General features: G+C 71.1%; 12 protein-coding genes. 7 read left to right on the top strand and 5 right to left on the bottom strand.

Annotated elements, in window-relative coordinates; translation table 11 throughout:
* The first annotated feature begins 11 nt into the window (after nt 1-11).
* Nucleotides 12-2,447: a PEP/pyruvate-binding domain-containing protein gene (locus ACQEV1_RS30950; RefSeq protein WP_433398107.1), complete on the top strand. Its 2,436-nt coding sequence runs from the start codon at nt 12-14 to the stop codon at nt 2,445-2,447.
* A 71-nt stretch (nt 2,448-2,518) separates the two neighbouring features.
* Here ACQEV1_RS30950 and ACQEV1_RS30945 read toward each other — a convergent pair whose 3' ends face one another.
* Nucleotides 2,519-3,022, bottom strand: coding sequence for a hypothetical protein (locus tag ACQEV1_RS30945; protein ID WP_285622605.1), 504 nt, complete (start codon nt 3,020-3,022; stop codon nt 2,519-2,521).
* 299 nt (nt 3,023-3,321) lie between these two features.
* On the opposite strand from ACQEV1_RS30945, the gene ACQEV1_RS30940 reads away from it, so the two are divergent.
* The 4 genes from ACQEV1_RS30940 to ACQEV1_RS30925 all read left to right on the top strand — a co-directional run bounded on the left by ACQEV1_RS30940 (nt 3,322) and on the right by ACQEV1_RS30925 (nt 7,024).
* Entirely contained in the window at nt 3,322-4,461 is a 1,140-nt protein-coding gene (locus ACQEV1_RS30940) for a cytochrome P450 (protein ID WP_433398104.1), read from the top strand.
* 118 nt (nt 4,462-4,579) lie between these two features.
* On the top strand, nt 4,580-5,773 hold the full coding sequence (locus ACQEV1_RS30935) for a cytochrome P450 (protein ID WP_433398102.1): 1,194 nt from the start codon (nt 4,580-4,582) through the stop codon (nt 5,771-5,773).
* Nucleotides 5,774-5,777: 4 nt separating this feature from the next.
* Nucleotides 5,778-6,002 (top strand): ferredoxin, encoded by a 225-nt coding sequence (locus tag ACQEV1_RS30930; RefSeq protein WP_433398100.1) that lies wholly within the window; start codon nt 5,778-5,780, stop codon nt 6,000-6,002.
* On the top strand, nt 6,002-7,024 hold the full coding sequence (locus ACQEV1_RS30925; RefSeq protein WP_433398098.1) for a methyltransferase: 1,023 nt from the start codon (nt 6,002-6,004) through the stop codon (nt 7,022-7,024). Before ACQEV1_RS30930 ends, ACQEV1_RS30925 begins: the two co-directional genes overlap by 1 nt.
* Nucleotides 7,025-7,058: 34 nt before the next feature.
* Here the strand turns inward: ACQEV1_RS30925 and ACQEV1_RS30920 are convergent, their stop codons facing one another.
* The 4 genes from ACQEV1_RS30920 to ACQEV1_RS30905 all read right to left on the bottom strand — a co-directional run bounded on the left by ACQEV1_RS30920 (nt 7,059) and on the right by ACQEV1_RS30905 (nt 11,768).
* Nucleotides 7,059-8,123 (bottom strand): glucose-1-phosphate thymidylyltransferase, encoded by a 1,065-nt coding sequence (locus ACQEV1_RS30920; RefSeq protein WP_433398096.1) that lies wholly within the window; start codon nt 8,121-8,123, stop codon nt 7,059-7,061.
* Between the two features lie 86 nt (nt 8,124-8,209).
* Nucleotides 8,210-8,794, bottom strand: coding sequence for a helix-turn-helix transcriptional regulator (locus ACQEV1_RS30915; protein ID WP_433398094.1), 585 nt, complete (start codon nt 8,792-8,794; stop codon nt 8,210-8,212).
* Nucleotides 8,795-8,932: 138 nt separating this feature from the next.
* Entirely contained in the window at nt 8,933-10,558 is a 1,626-nt protein-coding gene (locus ACQEV1_RS30910; RefSeq protein ID WP_285622592.1) for a DHA2 family efflux MFS transporter permease subunit, read from the bottom strand.
* 190 nt (nt 10,559-10,748) lie between these two features.
* Nucleotides 10,749-11,768, bottom strand: coding sequence for a methyltransferase (locus ACQEV1_RS30905; RefSeq protein WP_285622590.1), 1,020 nt, complete (start codon nt 11,766-11,768; stop codon nt 10,749-10,751).
* A gap of 191 nt (nt 11,769-11,959) precedes the next feature.
* Here ACQEV1_RS30905 and ACQEV1_RS30900 point away from each other — a divergent pair, with 191 nt between their 5' ends.
* Nucleotides 11,960-12,757 (top strand): SDR family NAD(P)-dependent oxidoreductase, encoded by a 798-nt coding sequence (locus ACQEV1_RS30900; protein ID WP_433398091.1) that lies wholly within the window; start codon nt 11,960-11,962, stop codon nt 12,755-12,757.
* 11 nt (nt 12,758-12,768) lie between these two features.
* The gene (locus ACQEV1_RS30895) at nt 12,769-13,533 is read left to right on the top strand and encodes a class I SAM-dependent methyltransferase (protein WP_433398089.1); all 765 of its coding nucleotides are present in this window, start codon (nt 12,769-12,771) and stop codon (nt 13,531-13,533) included.
* Nucleotides 13,534-13,577: the final 44 nt, after the last annotated feature.

Genomic DNA, 13,577 nt, shown 5'->3' with positions numbered 1-13,577 from the left:
AGGGGTTGCCCATGAACGACTACCTACGACCAATACGCGACGTCGACCTCGGCGACGCCGGCCTGGTCGGCCGGAAGGCCGCCGTCCTCGGCGCGCTGCTGAACGCGGGATTCCCCGTCCCCGACGGTGTCGTGGTGACCGTGAACGCCTTCGACCGGGCCCTCGCCGGGGATCCGTCCGCCGACGTGTCGATGCCGGCGGACATCGCCGCCCGGCTGGCGGAGATCGATCCGGCATTACGGGACCAGTCCCTCGCCGTGCGGTCGTCCGCGGCGGAGGAGGACCTGCGGGACGCGTCGTACGCCGGTCAGTACCTGACCGTGCTCCACGTCAAGGGGGAGCGGGAGCTGCTCGACGCCGTCCGTGACTGCTGGCGCTCCGCCTTCTCCGAACAGGTGACCACGTACGCGCAGAGCCATGGGACCGCGCGGGCCTCCCGCGTCGCCGTGCTCGTCCAGCGGATGGTCCCGGCGGTCTGCGCGGGCAACGCCTTCAGCGCCGACCCGGTCACCGGCGAACGCGGCCAGGTCGTCGTGAACGCCGTCTCCGGCGTCGGAGACCTGATGATGTCGGGCCAGGCGTCACCGGAGGAGTGGGTGGTCCGGGACGGCGAGGCCGCCCGCAGGTCGACGGGCCAGGGCGCGATCACCGAGGAGCAGGCCAGGGCCGTCGCCGACCTGGCGCGCCGGGTCGAGGCGCGGCTCGGTGCGCCGCAGGACATCGAGTGGGCCTTCGACGACGACCGCCTGTGGCTCCTGCAGGCGCGGCCCATCACGGCTCTTCCGGACCCGCCGCCCGTGCGGGTGCCGATCCCCGTCGAGGTGCCGGAGGGCTTCTGGCGACGAGACGACTACGGCTCTCGCGTGCCCTGGTCACCCATGCGCAGGTCGATCTTCATGGACGTCTACAACGCGACGCGCCACCACATGTTCCAGTACAGCTTCCTCGCGGGCGTCGAGTACCGCGAGGTGGGCGGCTGGATGTACACCCGCATGGTGCCGCTGGACGGTCTGGACAAGATCATGCAACGGGTCTCGGAGATCGTCGCGGCGGTCCGGAGCGACGACGCGTGGCGGCTGATCGACGAATGGAACGAGCGCGGCCAGGACGCCCTCGCGACGAAGACGGCCGCACTGCGTGACGTCGACCTCGGCGCGCTGGACGACGAGGCGCTGCTCCGGCACGTGTCCGTCGTCCTCGACCTCGTCGAAGAGGTCCACGAGACGCACTTCAGGCTCGCCTCGGCCTCGATGTTCCTCGTCGGGGAGTTCGGCCTGCTCGTGCGCGACCTGCTCGGCTGGGACGTACGGCAGACCATGCGTCTGCTCAGCGGCGGTCCGGGCAAGACGACGGAGCCGGCGCTCGCGCTGGCCGAGTGCGCCCGCGTCGCCCGGTCCAGGCCGGCCGTCCGGAAACTGCTCGACGACCCGGAGGAGGCGCTGTCCGGCGGGCTGGCGGACGCGGACGCCGAGTTCGCCGAACGCTTCGCCGCCTATCTGCGGGACTTCTGCCACCGCAGCGTGGGCGTCGACCTGACCGAGCAGACGCTCGCGGAGCGTCCGGTCCTGGTCCTCGGGCTGATCCGCGACCAGATGAACCGGCCGGAGCTGCGGACCGCAGGGCTGCTGGAGGCACGCGACGAGGCCGTGGCCGAGGCCCGCGCGCTGCTCGCCGAGCGACCCGACACCGACCGGGAGCGGTTCGACCGGGCGCTCGTCCGGGCCCAGGCGGCCTACCCGGTCCGCGACGACAAGGCCTTCTACACCGCGCTGACCGGCGGCCTGGTCCGGTACGCCGTGCTCGAACTCGGCCGGAGGCTGGCCCGGCGGGAGCAGATCGGCCGGGAGGCCGACGTGTTCCTGCTGACGATCGAGGAGGCGCTGGCCGCACTGGGCGACGGGGAGCCCCGGCGAACACTGGTCGCACGCCGAGAGGGCGAGCGGGAGTGGGCGCGGGTCAACCCCGGTCCGCCGGTGTACGGGGAGCCGCCCGCCGGCTGGGGCGGCGGGGACATGGAGGACAAGTTCTCCCGGCTGCCGGAGGAGGCCCAGTACGCGCTGCGAGTCTTCGGCTGGGTGACGAGCGAGTTCCAGTCCGCGCAGGGCTCCGAGGGGGAGCCGGAGAACGGCGCTCTGCGCGGGGTCGCCGCGTCTCCGGGGACCTACACGGGCCCGGTGCGCGTCATCGCGGACGTGTCGGAGTTCGGCAAGCTCCGTCCGGGTGACGTGCTCGTCTGTCCGGAGACCAGCCCGGAATGGTCGGTGCTGTTCCCGTGCGTCGGCGCGCTCGTCACTGACAGCGGCGGGCTGCTGTCGCACCCGGCGATCATTGCGCGTGAGTACCGGGTGCCGGCCGTCCTGGCGACGGGCCGGGCCACTCGTACGCTGCGCGACGGGCAGGTCGTCACGGTCGACGGGCAGAGCGGCGTGGTCGAGACCGTGGAGTAGGGGCGGTTCACGGCACGCGACGATGCCGGGGACGCGAACGCGTCCCCGGCATCGTCACGACCGGCGGCCGCTCACGTGGTGTCGGCGGTCGTGTAGCGGACGGCGTCGCCGTGGCTCGTCACCGTGGTGACCGGATTCCCGGACGGGTCGTGGATGGTGCCGGTCCCGTCGCAGGTGAACGCGGTGGAGGAGGTCAGCCTCCCGGTCTGCGCCACGTGGATCTCACCGACGTAGGCCCCGGTCGCGTCGAAGGCTTGCTCGCGGAAGACGAACGCGAACGTACTGGCCCCGGTCATGCGCCAGGAGCCGATGCCCGGGTACTTCGAGCGGGTGTTGGTCTCGATGATCACACCGCCGGGCATGAACGCGAACAGGCCCCGCTCGGACTCCTGGGTGCTGCCGGGAAACGTGATGGTGACCGCCCAGCTTCCGACCAATGAGCCCGAGGTGTCCGTTTCGGCGTCCGCGGACGCCGCAAGGCCGCCCAGGAGCGTGGCCGCGAGTCCGGCCGGTGCGGCGACGGCACCGGTTCTCAGCAGGCGCCGGCGGTTCAGCGCGGCGCGCTCGTCAGACATGTCATCTCCCACGTCGGCCATGGCATCTCCTGTGACGTCGGTTCCCGCCGGAGGTCCGGGCGGGTTCTGCCGACCGACAGTGTCGGCAGAACCCGGTCGAACCGTGCTGGAGCATCTCTGAAGCGGCAGCTACCGGAACGCCCGTGCGGCGAACCGCCCGCGCGACCGGCCGCGGTGCGGCGAGGCGCCCCAACCTCGCTGGAGCGGTTCTCCAGCCGGTGTTGGCAGGATGCCGCCTCGATCGCGACCACGGGCCGCGGCGCCGGCGGGCGGCGGCCTTCGACTCCGGGAGGCATCCTGTGCACGCGGACCCCATCGCCTTTCCCTTCGCGTGGCCCAGCCCGCTGGAGCCGCCGAAGGAGCTCCTCACGCTGCGCGACCGGCCCGTCGTCCCGGCGGTACTCCCGGACGGCTCGACGGCCTGGCTGGTGACGCGGTACGAGGACATCAGGACGGTCCTCTCCGACCCCCGGTTGAGCCGGAACCGCAACCGGCCGGACGGCGAGCGGATGGTCAAGGAGCGCAAGAAGGCGATCGGCTTCGTGGACATGGACCCTCCGGAGCACACGCGCATGCGCCGCATCCTCGCCAGGGCGTTCACCGCCGGCCGCGTCGAGCGGATGCGCCCGCTGATCCGCGAGGCCGCGCGGGACCTCCTCGCCGCGATGACGTCGGGTTCACCGCCCGCCGACCTGCTGGCCTCGTTCGCCGCGCCGTTCTCCGTACGCGTGCTCGGCGACCTGCTCGGCGTGCCACGGGACGAGCAGGACGCCCTGTGCTCGGCGTCGGCCCGCGAGATGTGGCTGCGGATGCAGGGCCTGGTCGCCGCGAGGCGGGAGAAGCCGGCGAACGACCTGATCAGCGCGCTCATCGAGGTCGGTGACTCCGAGGACGGGCGCCTCAGCGAACATGAGCTGCTGCACTGGTGCGTGGCGATCCTCATGGCGGGGAACGAGACGACCGCCACCGAGCTCGGCGGTCTCGTGGTCACCCTGCTGGGCCATCCCGACCAGCTCGCGCTGCTCAGAGACGACCTGAGCCTGATGCGCGGGGCCGTGGACGAGCTGCTGCGCTGCCAGGTGGTGGGGTGCTCGCTGTCCATGCTCCGGTATGTCAAGGAGGACATCGAGGTCGCCGGCGTGACCGTGCCGAAGGGCGCGAGCCTGATCTGCGTGCTGGAGTCGGGGAACTACGACGAGACCGTGTTCCCCGAACCGTTCCGGCTCGACATCACCCGCGGCGGGAACCACCATCTCGCGTTCAGCGTGGGGCCGCACTACTGCCTCGGCGCCGCGCTGGCCCGCGTGCAGCTGGAGATCGCGCTGGAGGAACTGCTGGTCACCCTGCCAGACCTGCGGCTCGCGGTCCCCGTCGGCGAGCTGCGCCGCCACGACGACTCGTTCATGCAGGGCTTCGTCCAGGTTCCCGTCGCCTGGTGAGGCCGCCGTCGTCGAGCGAAGGTCGCGTTCGCCGCGAGCCGGCGGTGCGACCGTGGGCCTGCCATGTCGTTCCCCGGCCGTGTCGTCGGTCCCGGGCATCGTCGCCAGAGGAGGGCACATGACTGAGACTCCCTGCCCCTACCCGTTCCGGCGCGCCGCCGCGCTGGATCCGCCCGAGGAGCTCCGGACCCTGCGGGACGAGCCGGTCGTGCCCGCGACGCTGCCGAGCGGCGACGTCGCCTGGCTCGTGACGCGGTACGAGGACATCCGCACGCTGCTGTGCCACCCTCACGTCAGCCGCAACATCATGCGTCCGGGCGCCGCGCGGATGAGCAAGAACAACATGATGTTCCAGGACTCGAAGATGGATCCGGACCCGCCCGCCCACACCCGTCTGCGCCGTCTCGTCATGAAGGCGTTCACCGCGACCCGCGTGGAGAACCTGCGCCCGCACGTGCAGAAGGTGGCCGACGAGCTCGTCGACGGCATGATCGCCGCTGGTCCGCCCGCGGACCTGAACACGGCGCTGTCGTTCCCGATGACGATCAGGATCATCTGCGAGCTGCTCGGCGTGCCGGTGGAGGACCGGGATCGCTTCCGCGGCTGGACCGACGCGTTCCTGTCGGTGAGCAAGTTCGACCGCGAGGAGATCGGCCGGGCGATGGGCGAGCTGAACGGGTACATGGCCGACCTGATCAAGGAGAAGCGGGAACGCCCGAGGGACGACCTCATCAGCGCCCTGATCGGCGTACGGGACACCGAGGACGGCCGGCTCAGCGAGTACGAGCTGCACTGGTGGTCCCGCCTGCTGCTGCTCGTCGGCTACGAGACCACGGCCGCGCAGCTGAGCGCGAGCGTGGCCGTGCTGCTCACCCACCCCGACCAGGCGAAGAAGCTGCGGGAGGATCCGGGCCTGGTCCCGCAGGCGGTGGAGGAGCTGCTCCGCCTCAAGCTGCTCGGCTCCTCGCTGTCGATGCTGCGCTACGTGACCGAGGACATCGAGATCGGCGGCCGGACGATCCCGAAGGGGACGAGCGTCATCCCGGTCATCGAGTCGGCGAACGTCGACGCCTCGGTCATCGACCGGCCCGACGAGTTCGACGTCGGCCGCGGGGAGGCGCACCACCTCACGTTCAGCGTCGGGCCGCACTTCTGCGTCGGCGCCGCTCTGGCGCGTCTCCAGCTCCAGGTGGCGATCGAGACCCTGCTCCGCCGGCTGCCGGAGCTGCGACTGACCGTCTCCCCGGCGGAGCTGCGACGCAATGAGGGCGCCCTGATGGAGGGGCTCCTCGAAGTGCCGGTCGCCTGGTGAACCGATGAACGTTCTCGTCGACCCGGACCGGTGCTGCAGCAGCGGCCTCTGCGTCCTCGCGGTCCCCTCGGTCTTCGAGCAGGACGAGGACTGCGTGGTACGCCTCGCCGATCCGCGCCCGCCCCAGGACACGCACCAGCGGGTGCGCGAGGCCGCGCGCCGTTGCCCCGGCCGGGCGATCACCGTGCTGGAAGACGGCGTGTCACGTCACACACTGATGGAGGAGTAATGCCCGACAGCGCAGACCGCACGGCGGCGCCCGCCACGGCCGCCGACATCCTCGCGCTCGGCAAGGCCTTCAGCGCCGCGAAGGTGTTGCTGAGCGCCACGGAGCTGGGCGTGTTCACCGCACTCGCCGACGAGCCCGGCACGGCCGCGGATCTCACCGGGCGGCTGAGCCTGCACCCGCGCGGCGTCCGTGACTTCCTCGACAGCCTCGTCGCACTGGGCCTGCTGGAACGCGTCGACGACCGGTACCGCAACGCGCCCGCCGCCCAGCGCCATCTCGTACGCGGGCGGCCGGAGTACGTGGGCGGCTTCCTGGAGCGGGTGAACCACGTGCTGTACCCCGCGTGGGGCGGGCTCACCGAGGTGTTGCGGACCGGCCTGCCGCGAAGCGGCGCCCAGCCGTCGTTCGACGCGATGACCCGCGACGACGACCAGCGGCGTGCGTACCTGGCGATGATGGACGCCGCGAGCGGCCACGCCGCCGAGGCGCTCAGCGAGATCATCTCGTGGGAGGACCACGCGTCGCTGCTCGACGTCGGCGGGGCCCGCGGAAACCTCGTGGCACGCGTGCTCTCCGCGCACCCCCACCTGACCGGGACCGTCTTCGACCTGCCCCAGATGGAGACGTCCTTCGGTGAGCACATGGTCCGGCACGGCGTGGACGGACGCGCGACCTTCCGAGGCGGGGACTTCTTCGCGGACCCGCTGCCGGGGGCGGACGTCGCCGTCGTCGGGCACGTACTGCACAACTGGCCCGTCGAGCGGCGCCGCGAACTCATCCGCAAGGCCGCCGGCGCGGTCGGCCCCGGCGGGCTCGTGCTCGTCTACGACCCGATGCTCGACGAGAAGGCGGCCGGGATCGACAACCTTCTCATCAGCCTCGACATGCTGCTCGTGACCGAGGGCGGCTCGGAGTACACCGCGACCGAGTGCCGGTCCTGGATGGAGGAGGCGGGGCTCCGCGACGTCTCCGTGCACCCCCTGGACCGGAACGAGACCCTGGTGGTCGGCCGGCGACCGTGACCGTGACGCATGGCCGTGTGAGGGGGCATGCCCCTCACACGGCCGGCGCCACGCTGCTGTGGTCGCCCAGAATGAGGGAGCACGGCCCGGACGTCTCCGCCCGGCGTACGTCCGCGTCCCGGCCGATCAGCGAGTCGCGCATTCCGGGGATCCCGTGCAGCGAGGACCCGCCCAAGATGATCGAGTTCTCCACCACACTGCGGTTCACGGTGCACTTCGCGCCGATCGACGTGTAGGGGCCGATCCGGCTCTCCGACACCGTGGCGCCCGAGCCGATGACGGCGGGCCCGATGACGCGTGACCTCGACACCGTCGCGTTCTCCTCCACGACCACCGGGCCGATCAGCTCACTCGCGTCGTCCACGCTCCCCAGGACCGCGGGGGTGATCGCACCGAGCATCGCGCGGTTGCAGTCGAGCACGCCGGCGAAGGTGCCCGTGTCCTGCCAGTACCCGGAGGAGACGTGCGCCTCGACGATGTGGTCGTGGGCGACCAGCCAGGACAGCGCGTCGGTGATCTCCCGCTCGCCGCGTTCGCTCGGCTCGATGGCGGCGATCGCCTCGTGCACGGCGGGGGAGAAGACGTAGGCGCCGATCATCGCGAGGTCACTGCGCGGGACCGCCGGCTTCTCCGCGAGCCGCAGGACGCGCCCGTCCGGGCCCACCTCCGCGACGCCGAACCGGCGGGGGTCGCCCACCTTGCCCAGCATCACCCTCGCGGCCGGCCGGGTACGGCCGAAGGCCGAGACGATCGGCTCGACACCGTCGCCGATGACGTTGTCGCCGAGGTACATCACGAAGTCCTCGTCCGCGAGGAAGTCGCGGGCGATCGACACGCAGTGCGCGAGGCCCAGCGGCAGGTCCTGACGGATGTAGGTGATCTTCAGGCCGAAGGAGGCCCCGTCGCCCACGGCCTGCCTGATGGCCTCCGCGTGATCTCCCACGACCACGCCGACATCATGGACGCCGGCGGCGCCGATGGCCTCCAGGCCGTAGAACAGGACCGGCCTGTTCGCGATGGGGAACAGCTGCTTGGGCATGCTGTGCGTGAAGGGGCGGAGGCGTACTCCGGAACCTCCGGCGAGGACCAGCGCTTTCATGGGCCGCCTTACTGCTCGGTGGCATGACGGTGGCCCCTGATGCTGTCAACCGCTGCTGGTACCCGCCTCGAGCACGGCTCGACCGGTCAGGTGTCGTCGGACGTGCCCTCCAGCGGCCAGCTGAGCTTCCCGCTCGCGGCGCTCTCCGTCAGGGAGCGCACCCACGCCAGCTCGGCCTTGCGGATGGTCAGCAGGTAGTCGGCGTCCAGCAGCAGGTAGCGGGGCAGACCCATCTCGAGCAGCTTGTCCAAGGACCCCTCGGTCGCGGCGATATCGGTCTCCAGCGCCGACGCGCGCGCCTTCAGCAGTTCGACCGCGGTGTCGGGCGTCACGTGGTTGATGAACGCCACGGCCCCGGCGAACTGCGGGTACTCGCGGACCGGTTCGGAGATCAGCTCGCGCAGCCAGTTCTGGAACTCCTCGCGCCCGGCGTCCGTGAGCGCGTACACCGTGCGTTCCGGCCAGCGGCCTTCCCGGCTGGTCTCGGTGGGTTCGATGAGCCCGGCGTCCTGCAGGCGCTGCACCGTGGTGTAGAGCGAGCTGTGCCGCAGCTTCAGCGCGTGGTCGAGGCGGCGCTCACGCATCCGCCGACGCATCTCGTAGGGATGGACCGGCTCCTGGTGGAGAAGCGCCAGGATGGCCAGGGCGAGCGGTGTACGCGGTGATGACATGGTGCCCTTCTCCAGCGACGATCAACACCATCGTAGAAGAGCCGGGCGTCACCGGCACGGGGTCGCCGGTGGGCGGCGCGGCGGCCGCGCCGGCCCGGCGGGCGTGCGCACGCCGGGCGCGACGGGCCGCCTCCGAGGTCAGAACGTGATCGGGTCGAGCTGGCTCCGGTCCTCGTCGCCCTGGGCCTCCGCGTGGTGTTTCTTGATCGCGATGCAGACGACGCCGGCCAGCAGGCACGCGCCGATCACCAGGTACAGGGTGAAGCGCAGGGCGTCGATGAACGCGTGCGCGACCACCGTGCCGCTGAGGTTCTGCATCTGCTGCAACGTGGCCGGCGCGATGCCGGCCGGGAACCGCAGCTGCGTGCCGGCCGAGCCGGAACCGACCTGGAGGCCGCTGCGCGCCAGCTCGTCGAACGCGGAGACGAACGGGGCACGGGCGTCGGCCGGCAGCCGGGTCGCCTGCGCCACCGCCTCATGGTGCAGCGCCCCGGCCATCTTCCGTTCCAGCAGGGCGCCCACGGCGGCCGCCGCGAGGAGGAAGCCGATCTGGCGGATCGCGTTGAAGGCGCCGGAGGCGGCCGCGCTGAGGCGGGTGGGCACGTCGCGCACCGCGACGGTCACCAGCGGGCTGAAGATCGCCGCCTGGGCGAGCCCGAGCATGATGAGGCCGGGGAGGAAGTCCCACCGGGAGGCGTGGATCCGCGTGACGTGGGCGATGTCCGCGATGGCGATGGCGTTGAGCACGAACCCGCCGATGACGAGCTGCTTCTCCTTCACCCACTTGCCGAGGGCGCCGACGATCCCGAAGCCGGCCATGATGGCGAGCGACGACGGCGCGATGGTGAGGCCGGCCGAGAGCGCCGACAGCCCGAGCATGCTCTGCAGGTAGATCGTGAGGCCGAAGGCGGCGGCGACGAGCGTGAACGACAGCACCAGCCCGACGAAACTCATGATCGAGAAGTCTCGGTTGCGGAACAGCTCCAGCGGCATCAGCGGGTCCTTGCGGTACGCCTGGCTGACGATGAAGAGGCCCAGGAGGACGACGCCCGTGACGATCAGCCCCGGGATCGTCACGAAGGACCGGACCGTCCCCCAGTCGTAGTGCTCGCCCTCCACCAGGGCGAAGGTGATCGCGAACAGGGCCAGGCTGACCAGCGCGACACCGAGGAGATCGAGCCGCCGCCGCTGGCCCACGCGCAGGTCGGGAATGAGCAGGATCGCCGCGATCAGGGTGATCACCCCGACCGGCACGTTCACGTAGAAGATCCAGCGCCAGCTCCAGTGGGTCACGAGCAGGCCGCCGACGGTCGGCCCCGCGACGCCGGCCACGCCGGCGGCGAACCCCCAGATGACGCTCGGAACCGCTCGCTTGTCGGGCGGGAAGATCGCCATGAGGAGCGTGAGTGTCTGCGGCGTCATTAACGCGGCCCCGACGCCCTGGACGGCACGCGCCGCGATGAGCTGCCCCGGACTCTGGGACGCGCCGCAGGCCGCCGACGCCGCGGTGAACAGCACCAGGCCGGCGATGAAGACGTTGCGCGGCCCCACGATGGCGCCCAGACCCCCGGCCGTGATGATCAGAACGCCGAGGCCGAAGACGTAGACGCTGATGACCCAGATCAGGTCGTCGAGGTTGGCTCCCAGGTCATGGGACATGCTCGGCAGCGCGATGTTCACGATCGTGGTGTCCAGGAGTGTCATGAAGAACCCCAGGCACAGGATCACGAGCGTGACCCAGGGATTCCCTTTGACTCGCGGCATTGGTGGGCTCCTGCTCTCTTCGTATGCATGTCGGCGGTGGCTAGCGCCTTCGCCTAGCCTAGAGCAATCTAGTCGCCGCCGACTAGTAATGAACGACTAGTCGGCGAGGTAACGAGAAAGACCCGTCGCCGATCGGTGCGGCGACGGGCCGGGTTTCCCTATGCGGGAGGTGAGGGTGGTGGTCGCGCGCTCAGCCGACGACGACGCCCTCGATCATCCAGAACGGCGTCGAGGTGTCGGTGACCGCGGAGAGCCGGAGGCCGGAGCGCTCGAACAGCGCGGCCCACTCCTCCCGTGTGCGTTCGCGGCCGCCGGAGACCAGCATCATGTGCAGGTCCATGTACGCCACTTCCGGAGTCGGCTGGTCCGTCATGAGGCGTTCGAGGACGATGACGCGCGCACCCGGGCGAGCCGCCTCGACGCAGTTGCGGAGCACACTGACGCAGACGTCGTCACTCCACATGTGCAGCGCCATCTTGATCGTGTAGACGTCCGCGGCGCAGGTGACGGCCTGCTGGAAGTCGCCGGCGACCAGCGAGCACCGGTCGGCCAGCGGTCCGTCGGCGAGTTCGGGCACGACCGTACGCAGCGTGATGGGGGTCTCGAAGAGGATGCCGGACAGGTGCGGGTTGCGCTCGAGGACCGTCCGGAGCAGGGCGCCGTTGCCGCCGCCCACGTCGGCGATCACGTGCGCGTCACCCAGGTCCATGGTCTCGGCGATCCGGGCGTGGAACATCTGCGCCCATGTCGTCACGCCGCCGTAACACAGGCTCTGGACCTCGGGGTGCTGGTCGAAGTAGGAGAACAGGTCCATGCCGAAGTGGGACTCGAAGGCGCATCGGCCGGTCATGACGTTGTCGCCGAGGAGCCCCCACAGCGTCCAGCCCCAGTCCATCGATGTGCTCAGGAGGCTGCTGAGGTTGCCGGGGGCGTCCTGGCGCATGGCCCGCGACATCGGCGTGTGCACGAACTTTCCGCCCCCGACGTGCTCGAAGAGCCCGAGGGACGACGACGCGCGAAGCAGCCGGAACAGCGCGTCCGCGTCGGCGCCGACCTTCTCGGCCAGCGCCGCCGCCGTGACCGGCTCGTCGTCCACCGCGTCGGCGACTCCCACCCGGACCAGCGCGAGGACGATGCTGCTGGCCTTCATGGCCTCCGTGAGCTCGCGAACCGTGTCCGCCGGAGACCGCCGCGATCGGTCATTCGTCATGTGCTCGCCATCTCCTTCAGCTCGATGTCGGGCGAAACGGCGATGAGTTCGCCCGCGTGTCCCGCGCCGCGAGCAGCGTGACCGCACCGCCTCGTACGGCTCTCGAACCAGGCTGGAGGGGCGCCGACCGGCGGCTCCAGCGGATCACCAGCGCCTGCGGGCAGATTGCTGCCGTCGAGGGGAGGAACCGCATGGATCTGGGGCTGGCCGACAGAGTCGTTCTGATCACCGGCGGCAGCGGCGGCATCGGCGGGCCGGTGGCCCACGTCTTCGCCGAGGAGAACGCCCGTGTGGCGATCGCCTATCGCCGCAATCCGGACGCTGCCCGGAAGGTGGCCGATCAGGTCGAGCAGAACGGCGGCAAGGCGCTGGTCGTGCCGTACGAGCTCACCGATCCGGCCGCGATCCGGGCCGCGGTCGAGACGATCACTCAGGAGTGGGGCGGAGTCGACGTGCTCGTCCACAGCGCGTCGCCGGCCGGCGGTCCGAGCCTGGCCCCCGTCCCGTTCGAGGAACTCTCCATCGAGACGTGGCGGCCGCAGGTCCGCGCCGAGGTGGAAGGCGCGTTCGCCACCGCGCAGGCGGTGCTGCCGTCGATGAAGGAGCGCGGCTGGGGCCGGTTCGTGTTCCTGTCGGCGGCCATCGTCGGCCGCGGGCGCACCGGGGACGAGGCCTACGTCGCGAGCAAGATGGCTCTGCACGGCCTCAGCCGGACCCTGGCCACGGAGACCCTGGGCCACGGGATCCTCAGCAACGTCGTCGCTCCGGGGCCGACGGTGACCGAGGGCTACCTGCGCTGGGCGCCGGAGGAACTGCGCCGCCGGATCGAGGGAATGCCGCCGGAGGAGATCCGCGAGCAGATGGCGGGACTCTCCCCGCACGTGCGCATCTCGACGCCGCGGGAGGTCGCGGCCGCCATCGTGTTCCTCGCGTCCGCCGCGAACGGGAACATCACCGGCAGCGTGATCCACGTCAGCGGCGGGTCATGAAGGAGACGAACGTGCCGACCGAGAAGACCAGGACCGATTCCCCCGCCACGGAGGCGTACGACCACGGGTTCTTCGAGGGGCTGGGGGAGGGCACCCGGAGTTCCGCGCAGGCGGTGGTCCCCTTTCTCATGGACCTGCTGTCACCGGCGTCCGTGCTCGACATCGGCTGCGGCACGGGCACCTGGCTCGCGGAGTTCCGGCGTGCCGGAGCCGCTCACGTGCGCGGGATCGACGGGCCCTGGGTGGCCCCCGACCAGCTCGAGATCCCGGCCGGGGACTTCGAGAGGGTGGACCTGACGGCCCTCGGCCCGCTGGAGGGCCGTCACGACCTCGCCGTCTGCCTGGAGGTCGCCGAGCACCTGCCCGAACGGGCGGGTCAGGAGGTCGTCGCCGCTCTCACCTCCTCCGCCCCCGTCGTGGTGTTCTCGGCGGCGGTTCCCGGTCAGGGCGGGATCGGTCACGTGAACGAGCGCTGGCCGGACCACTGGCGCGCGGCCTTCGACGCGCACGGCTTCGAGCTGTTCGACGTCGTCCGGCCCCGCGTCTGGGAGGACGAGCGGGTCGAGCCCTGGTACGCCCAGAACGCCCTGGTCTTCGCGGACCGGTCGGCGGACCCGTCGCTCCTCGCCCGGCTGCGCTCGGCGGCCCGGCCGGGCTTCCCCCTCCGGGTGGTGCATCCCCGCACGTTCGAGACGGCCCAGCGGTACCTCCGCCGCGCGCTGCGAACGCTCGACGCCGATCAACTCCCCGACCACCTGCGGGAATGGATCGGCTGACGAACCGCCAGAACGCCAGTCCAGGGTGAGACGTCCTCAGAGAG

Source organism: Actinoallomurus sp. CA-142502 (assembly GCF_050936355.1).
GTDB lineage: Bacteria > Actinomycetota > Actinomycetes > Streptosporangiales > Streptosporangiaceae > Actinoallomurus > Actinoallomurus iriomotensis.
The sequence above is the reverse complement of the archived record's forward strand: the minus strand, read 5'-3'. Positions and strand labels throughout refer to the sequence as shown.

Coding starts and splice junctions, on each gene's coding strand:
- ACQEV1_RS30935 (WP_433398102.1), top strand. CDS start 4,580: ATGACTGAGACTCCCTGCCCCTACCCGTTCCGGCGCGCCGCCGCGCTG.
- ACQEV1_RS30930 (WP_433398100.1), top strand. CDS start 5,778: ATGAACGTTCTCGTCGACCCGGACCGGTGCTGCAGCAGCGGCCTCTGC.
- ACQEV1_RS30915 (WP_433398094.1), bottom strand. CDS start 8,794: ATGTCATCACCGCGTACACCGCTCGCCCTGGCCATCCTGGCGCTTCTC.
- ACQEV1_RS30905 (WP_285622590.1), bottom strand. CDS start 11,768: ATGACGAATGACCGATCGCGGCGGTCTCCGGCGGACACGGTTCGCGAG.
- ACQEV1_RS30920 (WP_433398096.1), bottom strand. CDS start 8,123: ATGAAAGCGCTGGTCCTCGCCGGAGGTTCCGGAGTACGCCTCCGCCCC.
- ACQEV1_RS30910 (WP_285622592.1), bottom strand. CDS start 10,558: ATGCCGCGAGTCAAAGGGAATCCCTGGGTCACGCTCGTGATCCTGTGC.
- ACQEV1_RS30945 (WP_285622605.1), bottom strand. CDS start 3,022: ATGTCTGACGAGCGCGCCGCGCTGAACCGCCGGCGCCTGCTGAGAACC.
- ACQEV1_RS30950 (WP_433398107.1), top strand. CDS start 12: ATGAACGACTACCTACGACCAATACGCGACGTCGACCTCGGCGACGCC.
- ACQEV1_RS30900 (WP_433398091.1), top strand. CDS start 11,960: ATGGATCTGGGGCTGGCCGACAGAGTCGTTCTGATCACCGGCGGCAGC.
- ACQEV1_RS30925 (WP_433398098.1), top strand. CDS start 6,002: ATGCCCGACAGCGCAGACCGCACGGCGGCGCCCGCCACGGCCGCCGAC.